The 16,750-nt window shown below is 49.1% G+C and carries 11 protein-coding genes and 1 pseudogene; 11 read left to right on the forward strand and 1 reads right to left on the reverse strand.

The annotated features are described in order from the left end of the window. The first annotated feature begins 164 nt into the window (after nt 1-164). The 11 genes from ACFSB2_RS05060 (at nt 165) to ltrA (ending at nt 15,032) form a co-directional block, all read left to right on the forward strand. Nucleotides 165-608: a universal stress protein gene (locus tag ACFSB2_RS05060; RefSeq protein ID WP_377941803.1), complete on the forward strand. Its 444-nt coding sequence runs from the start codon at nt 165-167 to the stop codon at nt 606-608. 124 nt (nt 609-732) lie between these two features. Continuing rightward, complete coding sequence (locus ACFSB2_RS05065) at nt 733-1,020, forward strand: hypothetical protein (RefSeq protein WP_377941804.1); 288 nt, start codon at nt 733-735, stop codon at nt 1,018-1,020. Nucleotides 1,021-1,704: 684 nt separating this feature from the next. Beyond that, nucleotides 1,705-1,782 carry a K(+)-transporting ATPase subunit F gene (gene kdpF / locus ACFSB2_RS05070; RefSeq protein ID WP_206918872.1) on the forward strand — a complete coding sequence of 26 codons (78 nt, stop codon included), beginning with the start codon at nt 1,705-1,707 and terminating at the stop codon, nt 1,780-1,782. A 38-nt stretch (nt 1,783-1,820) separates the two neighbouring features. Beyond that, the gene (gene kdpA, locus ACFSB2_RS05075) at nt 1,821-3,527 is read left to right on the forward strand and encodes a potassium-transporting ATPase subunit KdpA (protein ID WP_377941805.1); all 1,707 of its coding nucleotides are present in this window, start codon (nt 1,821-1,823) and stop codon (nt 3,525-3,527) included. 46 nt (nt 3,528-3,573) lie between these two features. Then, nucleotides 3,574-5,646, forward strand: coding sequence for a potassium-transporting ATPase subunit KdpB (gene kdpB, locus ACFSB2_RS05080; protein ID WP_377941806.1), 2,073 nt, complete (start codon nt 3,574-3,576; stop codon nt 5,644-5,646). Nucleotides 5,647-5,714: 68 nt separating this feature from the next. After that, entirely contained in the window at nt 5,715-6,281 is a 567-nt protein-coding gene (kdpC, locus tag ACFSB2_RS05085) for a potassium-transporting ATPase subunit KdpC (RefSeq protein ID WP_377941808.1), read from the forward strand. A gap of 101 nt (nt 6,282-6,382) precedes the next feature. Then, nucleotides 6,383-7,528, forward strand: coding sequence for a sensor histidine kinase KdpD (locus ACFSB2_RS05090; protein ID WP_377941818.1), 1,146 nt, complete (start codon nt 6,383-6,385; stop codon nt 7,526-7,528). A gap of 26 nt (nt 7,529-7,554) precedes the next feature. Then, nucleotides 7,555-8,700 (forward strand): universal stress protein, encoded by a 1,146-nt coding sequence (locus ACFSB2_RS05095; RefSeq protein ID WP_377941809.1) that lies wholly within the window; start codon nt 7,555-7,557, stop codon nt 8,698-8,700. Continuing rightward, nucleotides 8,697-11,363, forward strand: a complete 2,667-nt coding sequence (locus ACFSB2_RS05100) for an ATP-binding protein (RefSeq protein ID WP_377941811.1) — start codon at nt 8,697-8,699, stop codon at nt 11,361-11,363. Before ACFSB2_RS05095 ends, ACFSB2_RS05100 begins: the two co-directional genes overlap by 4 nt. After that, a complete protein-coding gene (locus ACFSB2_RS05105) occupies nt 11,356-12,051 on the forward strand; it encodes a response regulator (protein ID WP_377941813.1) in 696 nt (231 codons plus the stop codon). Before ACFSB2_RS05100 ends, ACFSB2_RS05105 begins: the two co-directional genes overlap by 8 nt. A 1,127-nt stretch (nt 12,052-13,178) precedes the next feature. Then, nucleotides 13,179-15,032: a group II intron reverse transcriptase/maturase gene (gene ltrA, locus ACFSB2_RS05110; RefSeq protein ID WP_377941815.1), complete on the forward strand. Its 1,854-nt coding sequence runs from the start codon at nt 13,179-13,181 to the stop codon at nt 15,030-15,032. A gap of 696 nt (nt 15,033-15,728) precedes the next feature. Here ltrA and ACFSB2_RS05115 read toward each other — a convergent pair. After that, nucleotides 15,729-16,526 (reverse strand): annotated as a pseudogene (locus tag ACFSB2_RS05115) (IS256 family transposase); the annotation flags it as partial. Nucleotides 16,527-16,750: the final 224 nt, after the last annotated feature.

Consider the following 16,750-nt stretch of genomic DNA (forward strand, 5'->3'; position numbering starts at 1 on the left):
CAAGAGTCGAAGCCTCCATTGTGAATCCCAGTACAGGATACTTCGTTGTTGATCCGAAAATTCCCTGTTGGGAAACTTCAAGAATTACTCGGACACGCTCCTAGAATCGTGGTGTTCCACCATGAGGATTCTAGAACCGTTTTGTTTCGTCGGGAGGATTACGCATGAAAAAGATTCTGTTGTGTGTCAACCATTCACGATTGTCAGAGAATGCGTCCCGTGTTACGCGGGACCTGTTGAGTGCATATCCACAAGCCGAGGTAGTAGCGATATATGTGACGGAATTTGTTACGAGCAGGTTCGGACATGGACCATTACTCGGTATGGAATACGAAAAGGAGTTAGCGTCGAAAATTCGTCGAAAAATCGAGAAGGAATTCTTTAAAGACGTAAGCAATCGTGTACATTTCGAACACAGAACGGGAACTGCACCGGCCAAAGTGATATGTCAAGCCGCGATGGACCATGACTGTGATTTGATTGTGGTTGGTAATCCGAGCAAGACCATTTTAAGAGAACTCGTTTCAGGCAGCGTCAGCCGGAGTGTCGCTGCTCACGCAAAGGTGCCTGTTTTATTGGCTCGTAACAAACCGGTGTCGTACCTATAAGAGAGACGGTTCTCTTTCCCCGCTGACGTCTATCACGAGTTGCGTGCCTTTAGATTGTTAACTGGGTAAAGGAGCACACCCGGGTGTTAGTCGATTAAACAGCAAATTATAAGAGGGGATTAACATGAATCACAATGATGAACGGCTTTATTTCGCATGTCGAGGCAACATGGTAGACGTGACAGTTCAGCGAGAGCGCTGGTTTGGCGCTGTGTGGAGCTATGACCAGGGCGAGCGGCATCTTATCGCCTATTGGTTCGAAGACACCGACGATAAGGTATACGAAGAGTGGATGAACTCCCCTTGGTACGAGGACTGTACCGTCTTGTTTACGCCATTTCCTATTAACCAGGTTTACCAGCAAGTAAGAGAGGCAATGAATACCCCATCGGGACTTATAGATTCTGAATAACTCACGACCACGAGTATCGCACATCTTTAGATCGGATATATACCGTTTAAGGGGACTTAGAAGGATGAGGAAGGAATTGGAGACTGTTATTTTATCAAAGTTAGAGCAACCACAAAACGAACTGATGTTAAAGGAACTAGGAATGTTAGCCAATCGACAAGAAATTCGGATTGTTAATGTTAGAAAGGCGCGTGACAAGCTGATCGTGTCGTTTCAGAGGCTAGGGAACCATTGATGTTAGCAGTGGTGCGCCGCTCCGTTTGGGGCGGCGCATTTCCGTATTCTCGACCTTCGGTAGCTGATTGGTGTGACTTGATCTTGCGAATACGTCACTTGATAGCGCCTGAAAATAACTAAATTTTATACAACTTGTCGTGTATGATTTTATATTTTCTTTATATATTGCCCTCAAATCTTTATGCCCTCTTTACACGTTTCTGCCCTAAAATCTGCGTCAGGCGGTTTTAAACCTATATAGGGTGTATAGGCAGGGAGCAGGGAGATGACACTAACATCACCCAGATATTAACACCCGGGAGGAGAGAAACATGGGGGATATTGTGTCTTTAGGACTAATCGCGGTGACCTTCGGACTGTTTGCGCTCTTGCTGCGAATCTTTGACAAGGTCTAACCATCGGAACTTGCCTTGATACACTGAATTTCCTTATGGGGAGGATTGCATCGTGTGGGTCTTGCTCGCGATATCCGTTGTGCTTATGGGTTACCTCACATACGTCATATTTAATCCTGAAAAATTCTAGATCGTCCCGGTCGAATGTGATTAAAGGAGTGAACTTCGTTGACGTTGCTTGGGAGTCTTCAAATATTATCTGTCATTGCGATCATTTTAATTGTGGGAATTCCACTTGGCGGATATCTGTACCGCGTGTTTACAGGTAAGAGGAGTTGGCTTGAACCTGTTTATGGGCCAGTCGAGCGATTGCTCTACAAGCTCGTGGGAGCCAATCCATCGGTAGAAATGGATTGGAAGGCTTACTTGAAGTCTTTGTTGCTCGTGAACCTAGTCATGATGTTGTTTGTATATGTGCTGTTTCGGGTTATGGGACATCTCCCTTTGAATCCGGACCACATTCCTTCGATGCCATGGGCGCTCGCATTTAACACCGCAGCCAGCTTCATCACAAATACGAACTGGCAGAACTACGGCGGTGAGGCATCCATGACTTACCTGGGTCAAATGCTTGGCATCACGTACTTGCAATTTACATCCGCTGCAACGGGGTTTGTCGCAGCAATCGCGTTTTTGCGGGCTCTCGTCAATAATCGGTCAAACTCAGTGGGCAACTTTTGGGTTGATATGGTGAAAATCCACACCCGTGTATTGTTGCCGTTTGCCTTTATCGCGGCCGTCGTTTTAGTCGGATTGGGATTACCAGAAACTTTGCTTGGGGCGCAAACCGCACACACCCTTCAAGGTGCGACACAAACGATATCCCGCGGACCGGTCGCTTCACTAGAGGCAATCAAGCAACTGGGTACGAACGGTGGAGGGTATTTTAACGCCAACTCTGCCCATCCCTTCGAAGATCCGTCGGCACTGACAACAGTCATTGAAATTTTCCTGATGGGACTTATCCCAACAGCCTTGATCGCTACATTCGGACGGTTTCTGCGCAATCGTAAACAAGCAACGGTATTGTACGTTTTGTTGACTGCCATGGTACTTGCCGGAGCGTTCCTTGTTTACGGAAGTGAAGCTGCTGGCAACCCGATTCTTCACAATGTACTGGGCATCACCGGGCCAAACATGGAAGGCAAAGAGGTAAGGTTTGGTATACCGCTTAGCAGTCTGTTCGTGGCAGCAACAACGTCATATACCACAGGCGCTGTAAACGCGATGCACGACAGTTTGACGCCAATGGGTGGATTTGTACCCATCCTGTTCATGATGTTCAACATGGTATTTGGCGGCCAGGGTGTTGGGCTCTTGAACATCATCATGTTCATGCTGATAACCGTGTTCTTGTCCGGTCTGATGGTGGGACGCACACCAGAGATTTTCGGCAAGAAAATTGAGGCGAAAGAAATCAAGTTGGCGACGACAGCCATGTTAGTGCACCCGTTTGTGATCTTGGTCCCGACAGCCATTGCGGTTGCCACGCACATGGGGGTTTCCTCCATGAACAACTCGTACCTTCACGGCTTTTCAGAAGTACTGTATGCCTACACTTCAGGGGCTGCAAATAATGGTTCCGCGTTTGCTGGTCTAAACGGAAACACAACATTTTATAACGTCTCCATTGGACTGGTGATGCTTCTCGGTCGGTACATTTCTATGATCGCCATGTTTGCTATTGCGGGTTCGTTGGCGAAAAAAGCCGTGATTCCGGAAAGCCCTGGTACACTCCGGACCGACACATTTTCGTTCGGCGGCATTTTTATTGCAGTCGTAGTGATTGTCGGCGCGCTGACCTTCTTCCCTGCTCTTGCGATTGGTCCAATCGGTGAGCACATTCAAATGTGGTCAGGTCAAGTAAGCCCCTGATTTTAGTCGGACCAGCGCTGACATTAGGGAAAAGGAGATATACGAAATGGCAAAGAGTGCGACGAAAACCATGTCGAGCGACATCGTGAATCGAGCGATTGTCGAGTCGTTTGTAAAGTTAAATCCGCGTGTCATGGTGAAGAACCCGGTCATGTTTACTGTAGAAATCGGGTTTGTCATTACCTTACTGCTCACTTTCGCGCCGAATCTCTTCGGCGGAAATTATGGTTCAGGTGAGCGAATCTTTAACTTGATTGTTTGCATTATCCTGCTCATCACTGTTCTGTTCGGAAATTTTGCAGAAGCCATCGCAGAAGGACGCGGCAAAGCTCAGGCGGAGTCACTTCGAAAGACGAAAACGGATTTGGTGGCTAGTCGCAAGAGACCAGATGGAACATATGAAACGGTACCGGCAACGACGCTCCGAAAGGGAGACACGGTTCGGGTTCAAGCGGGAGAAATGATTCCCGCGGATGGCGAAGTGCTGCAAGGCCTCGGAAGCGTGGATGAGTCGGCGATTACCGGTGAATCTGCACCGGTGATTCGCGGAGCAGGCGGTGACTTCAGTTCAGTGACAGGGGGAACCAAACTCCTGTCCGATGAGCTCATCATTAAGGTGACCGTTGATCCGGGTGAGTCGTTCCTCGACAAAATGATTGGTTTGGTCGAAGGTGCAAGTCGTCAGAAGACGCCAAACGAGTTGGCACTGTCCGTTTTACTGGCAGGTTTGACGCTCATCTTCTTGATTGTCGTAGTAACACTCGAACCCATGGCGCACTATGTAGGCACCTTTAGTAAGGCTAGTCACGGAATTGACATTGCAACTTTGATTGCCCTGTTGGTGTGTTTGATTCCGACCACTATTGGTGCCTTGTTGTCGGCGATTGGTATCGCCGGAATGGACCGTGTCATTCGGTTTAACATCATCGCCAAGTCAGGGAAGGCCGTGGAGGCTGCGGGTGACGTCAATACGCTCATCCTGGACAAGACTGGAACAATTACTATTGGAAATCGTTTGGCCAGTGAATTTTCACCGGTGGGTACGCATAGCGAACAAGAGCTGGTGGAAGTCGCCGTATTGTCTTCGCTCTTTGACGAGACCCCAGAAGGTCGTTCTGTGGTGGATTTAGGTAGAGAAAAAGGCGTCCAAATCGCGCGTGAAAAGCACACAAACGCCGAGAATATTGAGTTTACGGCTGACACGCGTATGAGTGGTTTGAACTTGGCGGATGGCACGATGGTCCGCAAGGGAGCCGTGGACGCCATTAAAAAATACGTTCGGGAGAACGGAGGAGTCGTTCCGTCGGACCTCGACGCGAAGACAGAACGGATTGCGCGCGAGGGTGGAACGCCGCTTGCCGTGGTCAAGGGCAATGAGGTCTACGGGCTAATTTACCTGAAGGATATTGTAAAACCTGGTATGCGGGAGCGGTTTGAAGAGCTGCGCCGAATGGGCATTAAGACGGTCATGTGTACAGGCGATAATCCGCTCACAGCAGCAACCATTGCACTTGAAGCTGGCGTTGACGACTTTATTGCCGAAGCGAAACCGGAAGACAAGATGCGTTTAATCAAGGATGAACAAGCGCAAGGCAAGCTGGTTGCCATGTCGGGTGACGGTACAAACGATGCGCCTGCACTTGCGCAGGCGGACGTTGGTTTGGCCATGAACACGGGAACGACGGCTGCAAAAGAAGCGGGTAACATGGTGGACCTCGACTCCGACCCAACCAAGCTCATCGAGGTTGTATCGATTGGTAAGCAGTTGCTCATTACGCGAGGCGCCATTACGACATTCTCGATTGCAAACGACGTGGCGAAGTACTTTGCCATCATCCCTGCGATTTTCGCTGTCATGGTACCGCAGTTGCACGTCCTGAACATCATGTTCCTGACCAGTCCACATAGTGCCATTTTGTCGGCGCTCATCTTTAACGCAATCATCATTCCGCTCTTGATTCCTTTGGCGATGAAGGGTGTCAAGTATCGGCCGATGAGTGCAACGTCAATGCTCGTGCGAAACATTTTCCTGTATGGTATCGGTGGCGTGATTGTGCCGTTTATCGGCATTAAAGTGATCGACCTCATCATCACTGCCCTGGGGCTCGCTAATATTTAAGTGTTCGCGAGATGACTCAACGGTACCAGCTTGGTACCGTGAGTCACTTGTTGAAGGAGGAAACAGGAATGACCAACGTATGGCGTTCGATACGATTCACCATTGTCTTCGCGATATTACTAGGTTTGATCTATCCACTCGTTGTCACGGGAATAAGCAATGTATTGTTTCCGTTTCAGTCCAAAGGCAGCATGGTAACGTATAACGGCAAGGTTGTAGGGTCGGAGCTGATCGCAGAGCCTGTGACGGATCCACGTTTGTTTTGGCCAAGACCTTCGGCTGTAAAATATGCAGCGAATGGTTCGGGCGGTTCCAACTACGGGCCAACGGATCCAAAATTGATTCAAGAAGTGCAAGGGAACATCAAGAGTGACGGCGCGGCGGCAGGTACGCCCACCTCATCCATTCCACCAGACATGGTTGAGTCCTCGGCATCCGGACTTGATCCCGACATTACCATCCAGGACGCGATGTTGCAGATTCCCCGCATTGCAAAAGCGACGGGATTGAGTCAATCTTCTCTGCAAACGCTCGTTGCACAGAATGAACAAGGACCATCACTGGGAATATGGGGAATACGGATGGTGAACGTTATGAAATTAAATTTGGCGCTTGAAAAGCAAATCGGCCGATAAACTAATAAGATTGCATATGAAAACACCAATGTCTTCCTCGGGATAAGTTCCGGGGAAGATTTGCGTGTAACCCAAAGTGTTAGGGTGAAAGATGCGTGATTATGGATGAGGGGAACAGAGGGGAATCCGAGTCCCAGGAGGTCCTAACTAAAAGCGGTTCGCGGAAAATCGGAAAACTGCGCTTATTTATTGGCGCTGCTCCTGGCGTAGGCAAAACGTACACGATGCTGCGTGAGGCGAATGCGCTTCGTGATAGGGGATTAGACGTCGTCATCGGATATATTGAATTTCACGGCAGGCCGGAAACAGCCGCTCAGATCGGCAATCTCGAAATTATCCCGTGCACCCTGCTAGACTTTCGAGGCCGAACGTTTCAGGAGGTCGACATAGAAGCCGTTGTCGCCCGAAACCCCGATGTCGTTGTGATCGACGAGTTAGCCCACACCAATGTACCAGGTTCCAAGAACGAGAAACGTTATATGGATGTGGAATACATTCTCGACCACGGCATCGACGTGTTGACGGCCGTGAATGTCCAGCACATTGAAGGTGCACATGAAGACGCCGAAGAAATGACCGGGATTAAGGTCCGTGAAATTATCCCACGGACTTTTGTGAAACGCGCATCTGAAATTGAAGTCATTGACGTGACGCCAGAGACACTCCGGCAAAGACTTCGTGATGGAAGCATCTACTCTATGGACAAAGTGAATCAGGCGCTGAATAACTTCTTCCGTTTGACAAATTTGTCCGCCTTGCGGGAATTGGCTTTACGCGAGGTCGCTGATGACGTTGATGAACGCTTGCAGCAATCTTATGACCGAACGAAGATACCTGGACCGGTTGGTGCGCGAGAAACGATTCTGGTGTGCGCGAACTACTTGGAGCGCTCCGATAAGCTCGTGGAAAAAGGCAGTCGAATGGCGGAACGAATGAAAGCGGAATTATTGGTGCTCACCATTATTGATGGTTCCCAAAACGATTTACCTGAGAAGGAAAAATTGAAACTGACGAAGCTTCGTGAGATCAGTGGGAAATATTACGCCGAGCACATTGTTGAACAACGAAACGACCGAAAAATTGGAGAGGTCATCATGGACGTCGCAGACCGATTCAACATCACTCAAATTGTCATCGGCCAGCCTAAAAGCAATACGAAATGGGCGTTTTGGCGCGACAATCCCGTAAAGTACCTTATGCAAAACATGAAGTATGTCGATTTACGCATCGTGGGATGGAAAGAATAACATCATTGGCAGGGAGACAGAAAAACATGACACAACCTTCACGCCTTGAAGGGTCGAAGCGCAAATCGGCTCGGAAAGGAAATCTTACAATCTATGTCGGCGCCGCTCCGGGGGTTGGAAAGACATATAAGATGCTTCAGGATGCCAACGACTGGTTGCAGAAAGGCATTGACGTCGTTATTGGACTGATTGAAACGCACGGGCGCTCTGATACCGCTTCTCAAATCGGAAATTTAGAAGTGCTGCGAAAGCGAACGATTTCCATTGAGGGTCGGACCTACGAGGAGCTAGATGTCGAAGGGATTCTGAAACGAAACCCCAAAATTGTACTCATCGATGAGTTGGCTCACACGAACGTGCCAGGATGTGAAAGAGAGAAGCGATATCAAGATGTAGAGTACATTCTTGAACATGGCATCAATGTCGTAACCGCTGTTAATATTCAGCATTTGGAGAGTTTGCGAGACAAGGTGGAGCACATCACTGGAGTTCGAGTTCGTGAACGGGTGCCTGACTGGTTCATGGACCTAGCCCGCGAAGTAAAGTTGATTGATGTGACTCCAGAAACGTTGCAACAACGCCTCATGGACGGAAAGATTTATACGTTGGATAAAGTTGACCGCGCGCTGAACAACTTTTTTCGCTTGGGAAACCTGTCCGCCCTCCGTGAAATTGCACTTTTGGAAGTAGCTGACGACGTCGATCAGAGGCTTGACCAACAACGTATGAAGGAAAATGGGAACCGGGGATATAAGCAAAATGAAAGCATTTTAGTCTGCGTCAACTACCGGCCTCACTCCGAGAAACTCATCCGGCGGGGTTGGCGTATTGCGGATCGGTACAAGGCAAAGTTGTATGTTCTGGTTGTGTTATCCGATCATGATATGACTGAATATGAACAGAGGGACTTAGAGCGGATCAAACAACTTAGCCAACAATTTGACGCAACTTTTATTACAGAGAAGGCAAACGAGCGAGCTGTCGGTGAAACCATTGTTCAAGTAGCCAAGGAATTAGGTGTATCTCAAATCGTAATTGGTCAACCTCTGCAGAATCGTAACTGGCTGGGGAGATTGCAAGGAAATCCGGTGGACTACGTTATGGAGAATGCAGAGTTTGTTGATTTGTATGTGGTTTCGAATTCTAGGGACCTAAGTAGGTGCATAAAATGAAGACCGTTTCCCGCGGCGAGTTTACCGTATTCATCGGGGCGGTGAGCGGCGTGGGAAAAACAATCGCCATGCTGCGAGCCGCCCAGGAATTAGAACACGAAGGCACGGATGTGGTCATCGGCTGCTTGTCGTTCGAAGGACTGCCTAGAGCGATTACTGAAATGACCTTATTGGAAAACTTTTGTGAGCGAAGCTCGTTACAGACAGATGGCTTGGACATTGATGAAATTGTGCGTCAAAAGCCTGATTTGGTGGTTGTGGATGATTTAGCTTATACGAACGGTGAAGGTGCCACTCGAGCAAAACGATATCAAGAGGTTGAATCGCTCTTAGCGGCAGGTATTGATGTCTACACGACGCTTAACATATACGAAATTGAAAGTTACAGCGACATCATTACAAAAGTAACTGGGGCAAGATTAACACAGACTGTGCCGGATAAGTTTTTGGAACGTGTGAATAAAATTCAGTTGGTCGACCTTCCTCCGGAAGCCATCATTGAGCGGTTTCATGCAGGAAAGGTACGCATCCACGGCCTAAGCGTAGACGAATTGGAGAAGTTTTATCGCCGAGGGAATCTGATTGCACTTCGGGAGATGGCTTTGCGTTACACCGCTCACCGTGTAGACCGCCAATTGGAAGACTATATGCAATCAAAGGACATTAGTGGCCCTTGGCCCGTGGCCGAGAAGGTTATGGTTTGCGTGAGCGCGAGCCCATTCTCCACGGAACTCATTCGCTTTACTCGACAACTTGCCGTTAAATTGAAGGTTGATTGGATGGCGGTGTATGTTGAAACACCCCGGCAACGGGCGAGAAACAACAGAGAGCTAGTACATCTCGACGATAATTTGCGGATGGTAGAGGAACTCGGGGGAGAAATCGTCGTGTTAACGGGCAACAGGGTGGCTGACGAGATTATCCATCTTGCAAGGAAGCGTAACGTTAGAGAAATTGTCATGGGCAAACCGAGGCAATCCAGGATTGCAGAATGGTTCCGCGGATCTGTTGTGGACGAGGTCATTCGCAATAGTTTGGGCATCAGCATTCACGTAATTCCCGGTAAGCAAGAGCAAGGCGTGTCGCAGCGAATCACCTCGAAAGTAATGCGAACACAGGGAACCGTAAATTGGTCATCTTATATACTTGTCACGCTATTCGTTGCGGCGTTAACGATTTTGCTCCATCCTTTACGGAGTCCGTACAATCTAGTGAATATTGCACTGATCTATTTGCTGCCAGTACTGATTAGTGCGGCTCGATGGGGTATCGGGCCCTCATTTTATGCCGCTGGAGCGGGCCTAATCGTCTTTGATTGGTTTTTTGTACCGCCATTTTATACCTTTGCCGTGTCTGATGTGAGATATCTCTTATCATTTGCGGTCTTTCTGACAGTGGCGACACTCACTGCAGGTCTTGCCTTCCGATTACGTCAACAACTCAATACGGTTAAGCACCGTGAGTCGGTAACTTCCACTTTGTATGCCCTAAGTCGAGAAATCACGGCCATTGGAGACTTGCAGATGATGTTAGACACCGTTGTACGTCAAATCTCGGAGACAGTAGATACGGACGTCGGGATTTTTCTCCCGGATGCGGAAGGCGAGTTGACGTTAGCAGCTCATTCCAACGAGCAAGCCACATGGGGCAGAACCCCATCGGAAACGACGGTTGCGAAATGGGTATATCGCACCGGAGAGACGGCTGGACGGGGTACTGACACGCTCCGTGAATCGCCCGACTTGTACCTCCCCCTGAGAACGGAAGAACATACGTACGGGGTTCTCGCCGCAAACGTTGGTCGGCTGGAAACTCTTGACGCTGACCGCGTTCGATTAGTTGAGGCGCTGTCTCGACTCGCCGCTATTGCAATTGCAAGGGTTCAACTCGCCGAAGAAGCAAAAATCGCTCACTTAACCGCCGAATCGGAAAGATTGAGGAATTCCATACTGGATTCGCTTTCCCATGAACTTCGGACTCCGCTTGCGACAATCATCGGATCGGTTACAGCCTTAACAGAAACTGGAGAGGTATTTAGTGCAACAGATAGGGCTGAACTCTTGGCTACCATTCGAGAAGGTGCGCTGCGAATGAATCGTTTGGTGACAAACCTACTTGGAATGGTACGTCTCGAAAGTGGAATGTTAAAGTTGCGAAAGAGACTCTGTAGTATCGGAGAAATTGTAGATGCAGCGGTTCGACAATTGCGTGAAGGGTTGCAGGATAGACAGATTCGGGTCGACATCGACACGGACATCGAGCGAATTGCTGTGGACGATGCCCTGTTGGAACAAGTCATGGTGAATCTGTTGAGTAACGCGATTAAGTACTCACCCAAAAAGAGTCAAATTACCGTCACGGTAAGACGTTTTAAAACTCGGCTCTCCATTGCCGTGGCGGATGAAGGCATTGGAATCCCAAAGGAGGATATCACGCGTATCTTTGATAAATTTCATCGTTCTGAGAGGGCAATGAACATCCCAGGAACCGGTCTTGGTTTAGCTATTTGTAAAGGGATCGTTGAAGCGCATGGTGGCAGCATCAGTGCGGAATCAAACGGGGACAAGGGGACAACATTTGTAATTCTGCTTCCCCTCACAACTAGTGAAAAGCAACCAACGGAACCGATTCTTGGAGAAGAAGTAGGTGTAGAGTATGTCTGAATCGTCAAAGATCCTCGTGGTTGATGACGAGGCTCAAATCCGAAAGTTACTGCGGATTAGCTTACAAGCCCACGGATTTCAGGTGAGTGAAGCGGAAACTGGCGAGGACGGTATTGTACAGATTTCCACCATACGACCGGACTTAGTGGTACTCGATCTCGGCTTGCCCGACATTGAAGGTATAGAAGTACTCCGTCGTGTTCGCGAGTGGTCACAAGTCCCTGTGATTGTCTTAACAGCAAGAGATCAAGAGGAGGATAAAATTGAGGCGTTGAACATAGGCGCTGATGATTACGTCACCAAGCCTTTCGGTATGGGTGAGCTAATGGCACGGATACGGGTAGCCCTCCGACATATTTCGAAGACGACCGAGGAGCCAATCCTGTCTCTCGGCCCCCTCGTCATTGACGTGTCGCGTAGAATCGTTGAATTGAACGGAGAGAAGGTAAAACTTACACCGACTGAATACGAGCTTCTGAAAGTGCTGGCAACAAATGCAGGGCGCGTCATCACACATCGTGCACTGTTTGAACAGGTATGGGGAGACAAGTTTTACGAGTCAGATAGTCAGCCTGTAAGGGTTCATATTGGCAATTTACGAAAGAAAATTGAAATGGATCCGACGAGACCGCATTTGATTCTTACCGAACCGGGAGTCGGTTACCGTTTTATCCCTCAGGGGGACTAGCCGACACTATGCGTGAAAATCAACTCGTTGTTCGTGGAACGATAGGCGTTAATTCTGGCAAATAACACCGATCACAGTCAGGAGTAAAGCAGGCAGGCGTGGAAATCCTATGATGATTATGGATGGATACTGCAAGAACTGCGATTGTTTTTATGTAATTTCAAGTCAAAGTTTAGACGACACGGTTGATGAACGAGAAGACGTGTCGTTGTGTCCAGTGTGCTGGGATGTATTGTATGTGGGAATGACAGATGACACGCTGCTCGAATCCCAGGAATAATTTGCGCGTTGTTCTCTCTCTAGGAAAGTTGTCGCGCTATGTTTCGATGCGCACGTGGGTTCACAATTTCGAGATTCGTCTCGTTAACCATTTTCGTGGGAGCAAATTTTTTAAAGTCGTAAGGTGACAAAGCCCAAGATAGACATCCCCACGTCAGGGCCACATGAACTAGGCTTCTCAGTTCTTTCTGGGGAGCCTTTTTGATGAGCAACGATATAATCAGTTCTACTCAAAGAAATGGCAGTAAATTTGTTGCACAAACGGGCTGCGACTTGAAAGTCGTCGGTAATCATGTGGTGCGAATCCACCCGTCCAGAACTGCGGACGCGAACCTACCGTGACGTGGGACAGTGGTAACGCGGTCTTGCGATAGCTCACGGAACAATGTAGCCGCGCCAGGTAGAGTGAATTCGGGCCGGAGCTAGGTTGAGAAGTGCATGGTGAACATCAGTGAACCCCATATTAAACCGCGTTACGCAAGACAAGCGAAACACTCTGATACGCTTGGGCCAAAAGGCAAGTAGCCGGAATCGTCACTCCCGTTTTGGCGATTCGCAGTTCCATGGGCTATCGCGGGACTCGGGGCACCTACACACTTCAGAGATGGGTTGTCGACGGAACAAGGTAAGCCCCATGGGGTCTGTCTGAAATCCGGACAGTAAGCGGAACGCGAGTGACGCTGAATTCCCTAGGGGGTAAAGGAACGGGCAAAAAGCGAAGGCTGGCTTGTAATGAGACAGATAGGGGCGGCAGAAATGCTGAGATACCCTGACGCGAAAGCGTGCAGACTTGCCCAAGGTCATCCAGCCGGGAATCCTGTAGCATGAGACGAAAGGAGTGGCCTGTTATGAACCGAAAAGCCGTCTCACAAGACGAGTCAGCAGGTCACATTCGTAAGAATCCCCGAGAAATCCACGAAGACGCAATCATGCGCGCATGGATAGAGGCTCAAACAGCAGACACCAGTGAGCATGCAGACGAGTGGATAGACTGGAAGGAAATCGAACGCCACGTTCTCAGGTTACAGCGACAACTGGCCCACGCAGTTGAACACAACAATCGTAAAGCTGTGCGCCATTACAAGTGGCTCATCCGTACCAGCCACCACACCAAACTTCTGGCCATTCGGCACGTGACGCAAGAAAACCGGGGACGCCGCACACCGGGAGTAGACGGAAAAACGTACATCACGCCGGAAAAACGGCGCGAGCTACGTGGAATCGTCAATCTCCGAAGTCGCCCCTTACCCGTCCGGCGCGTGTATATCGTCAAGAAAAACGGGAAACTCAGGCCGCTCGGTATTCCAACTACTCATGATCGCGTGTGTCAGGCCATTCATAAAGCGGCCATGGAACCAGAATGGGACATCCAGTTTGCGCCCAACACGTACGGATTCCGTCCACAACGGTCAACGTGGGATGCCATCAGTCAAGTTTTCGCGAACCTCTGCAAGTCAGGTTCTGCCCAGTGGGTCATCGAAGGGGACATACGTGGCTATTTTGACAACGTCGACCATGCAAAACTCTTGGCCAAATTGGCCTCGGAGGACCGTGTGTTCGCGAGACGGATGTTGAAAGCTCCTGTTCTCGACCCGGAAGACGGACTGCTAGCCAGTACCCGTGGCACGCCTCAGGGGGGCCTGTTATCACCGTTACTTGCGGTCATCGCACTGCAGGGTATGGAGAAGGACTTGCGGCAGAAGGCATTCCAAATGAAATTCGGAAGTAGTCGTACAAACCCCGGCATCAACATCGTCACCTATGCGGATGATTTCATTGTCACGTGCAAAACAAAGGAGCAAGCAGAACAGTTCGTTCCGGTCATCGCCCAGTGGCTTTCGGAGAATGTAGGGGTCGAACTCAGTCTAGAGAAAACGCATATAACACACATCAACGACGGGTTCGACTTCCTTGGATTCCATGTCCGCAAGTACAAGGGCCAGTTGCTGATTAAACCCGCCAAAGACAGTAAGCTCGCTGTTCTGAGGAAAATCAAAGGCATACTGGACGCGAACAAGTCAGCCAAACAATCCTTGGTCATTCGGTTGCTTAATCCAATTATTCGAGGATGGGGCAACTACTACAGCACACAGGTCAGCAAGAAGGTCTTTGCCTACTGTGACCATCGAATTAACCAGATGCTGTGGAGATGGGCAAAACGACGTCACCCCAAAAAGAGTGCAAAGTGGCTATACCAGAGGTACTTTGCCCGAATCGGAAGCCGAAACTGGGTATTCTCGGATGGCTCGTTTACTCTAGCCACCATGACTGATGTTCGCATCATTCGGCACATCAAGATACAGGGACGGCGTTCACCTCATCGACCGAGTGACCACGAATACTTTGAGGCAAGACGAGAACAACTACTGCTCAAACGATTGACTGGTTTCCAGAAGAAAGTGGTGCGCAAAACGAGTGGCAGATGTGCTCTATGCGGATGCCATATATCGGCAGAACACTTCCGTCGCTGGCAGGTCAACGGAGATAATGACATCCTATTCGCTCGAATGATTCCCGAACGATTAGGTGGGCACAACACGATTGAAAATGTAGTCGTCACTCACCGATGGTGCTACGAAAAGTATCGCTCCATCAAGGACTATGATACCCTGCCCGACCATCCAGAACGCTACCTTTCCAACCAGGAAAGCATTGTTGATGGACAAGTCGTCTGGCAAGGGAAACAGTCAGTAGGCGCTTGACGAGCCAACTGCAGGATGGCTTGAGCTGCATAACGGGAAACTGTTACATGCAGTTCTTAGGGGAGAAGGAGGCCGCAAGGCCTCCGACTTACCCGGCGGATTTTAGCTACAGAACAACGCAATATTTTAACTGATTAAATTTCGAAATTACTTACGTATATTAATTCCATTTGTTTTGCGTTTTTTAAGTTGCGTAGAGGAACTTTTTCGTGTGCCTGTTGTGTGCCTAACTCACCCAAATTCATTAAATAAGCAGATGTCTCAGGTCACGAAAACCCGCGCTGGTGCTGGATTCTTACACACTAGTACATACTCAAAAAAACGCATTCTGTGGACTTGAAAACCGGCGCTTGATGATAAAAAGCACTATTAGGTGAACACTTGGCCATCTCAAACAAGTTGTCTGCGACATACAAACCAGTCAATTGGCGTGGGCGGACCTATGAGGTGTTGCGAAATGGTACCATGATGCCGAAATGATGTGTGCTCGTAAAGACTTGTGGAAGGTGAAAGTATGGAAACGGTCCCGAGCGATTTCCCCTTAACGTTAACAGTGAAACAAGTAGCGCAAATAATGGGTATTGGGTTAAACAAAGCTTATGAAGTTGTACGACGTCCAGATTTTCCTGTAATCAGAGAAGGTCGGGGTGGTGTCCCGTCAAGTGGTGTAAATTGAGTGCAACCACTTCGTGTCGGCTATTTATGCAAAACTGACGTTGGCGCCAGTAATTGCGGTTCTTGAGTGCTCATGAGTTTTGCCATTGACTCTCGGCTAAAGTAGCGCCTTGCTACAATCCATTCATCGTTCTGTTCCTGGAGGATTGCTCCGCCTAGACGAATGACAGACTCTCGGTTCGGGAAGATACCAACGACATCGAAGCGTCGCCTGAGTTCACGATTTAAGCGCTCAAGTGGGTTTGTCGAGCATATCTGTTTCCAGTGTTCCTTCGGGAATGCCATGTACGCTAGCACGTCTTCCTCTGCACGTTCCAAGACATCCATCGCCTTTGGAAACTTTCCACGAAGTTGCTCTACGACCACATCCAGTTGCTGTTTGGCTGTTTCCTGTGTTGGCTGAGCGAATATGGTCCGGACAATAGACGAGACCATCGGTTGCGACGCTCTAGGCACCTGGCTGAGGATGTTGCGTATTGTATGAACTCGACAGCGCTGCCAGGTCGCTCCGGTCAACGCAGAGCCAATCGCACTGCGCAGTCCTTCGTGAGCATCACTAATTACCAGCTGTACACCACGCAACCCACGCGCAACCAGACTTCGGATGAATGTCAGCCAAAACGAGCCATCCTCACTAGTCCCAATGTCAAACCCCAACACCTCACGCTCACCGGTGTCTCGCACGCCAATTGCAATTACAAATGCCATACTCTGAACTCGTCCGCCTTCACGGACTCTCGGGAATGTCGCATCCAACCATAGATATGGGTATGTCCCCTCAAGTGGGCGGTTTTTAAATTCCTGCACTACTTCGTCTAACCCGGATTTCGACGATTAGGTGATTGAGGTCATTGACCGGGGCATGTTTTCAAGTATTTGGTGGATTTGTTAGCGAACACGGCGAAATCATGGTACGGAACTAGAGCAATGGACACAATTCCCCCCTCCCCAAGCCAGGCTATGAACTCCACTTTTTCAATTGGAAGAAAAATCTACGTGGCGGCATGAAGCATGATCAACGACCGATGCTTTGCATACACGGG

Source organism: Alicyclobacillus fodiniaquatilis (assembly GCF_042678105.1).
In the GTDB taxonomy this organism is placed as follows: Bacteria; Bacillota; Bacilli; order Alicyclobacillales; family Alicyclobacillaceae; genus Alicyclobacillus; species Alicyclobacillus fodiniaquatilis.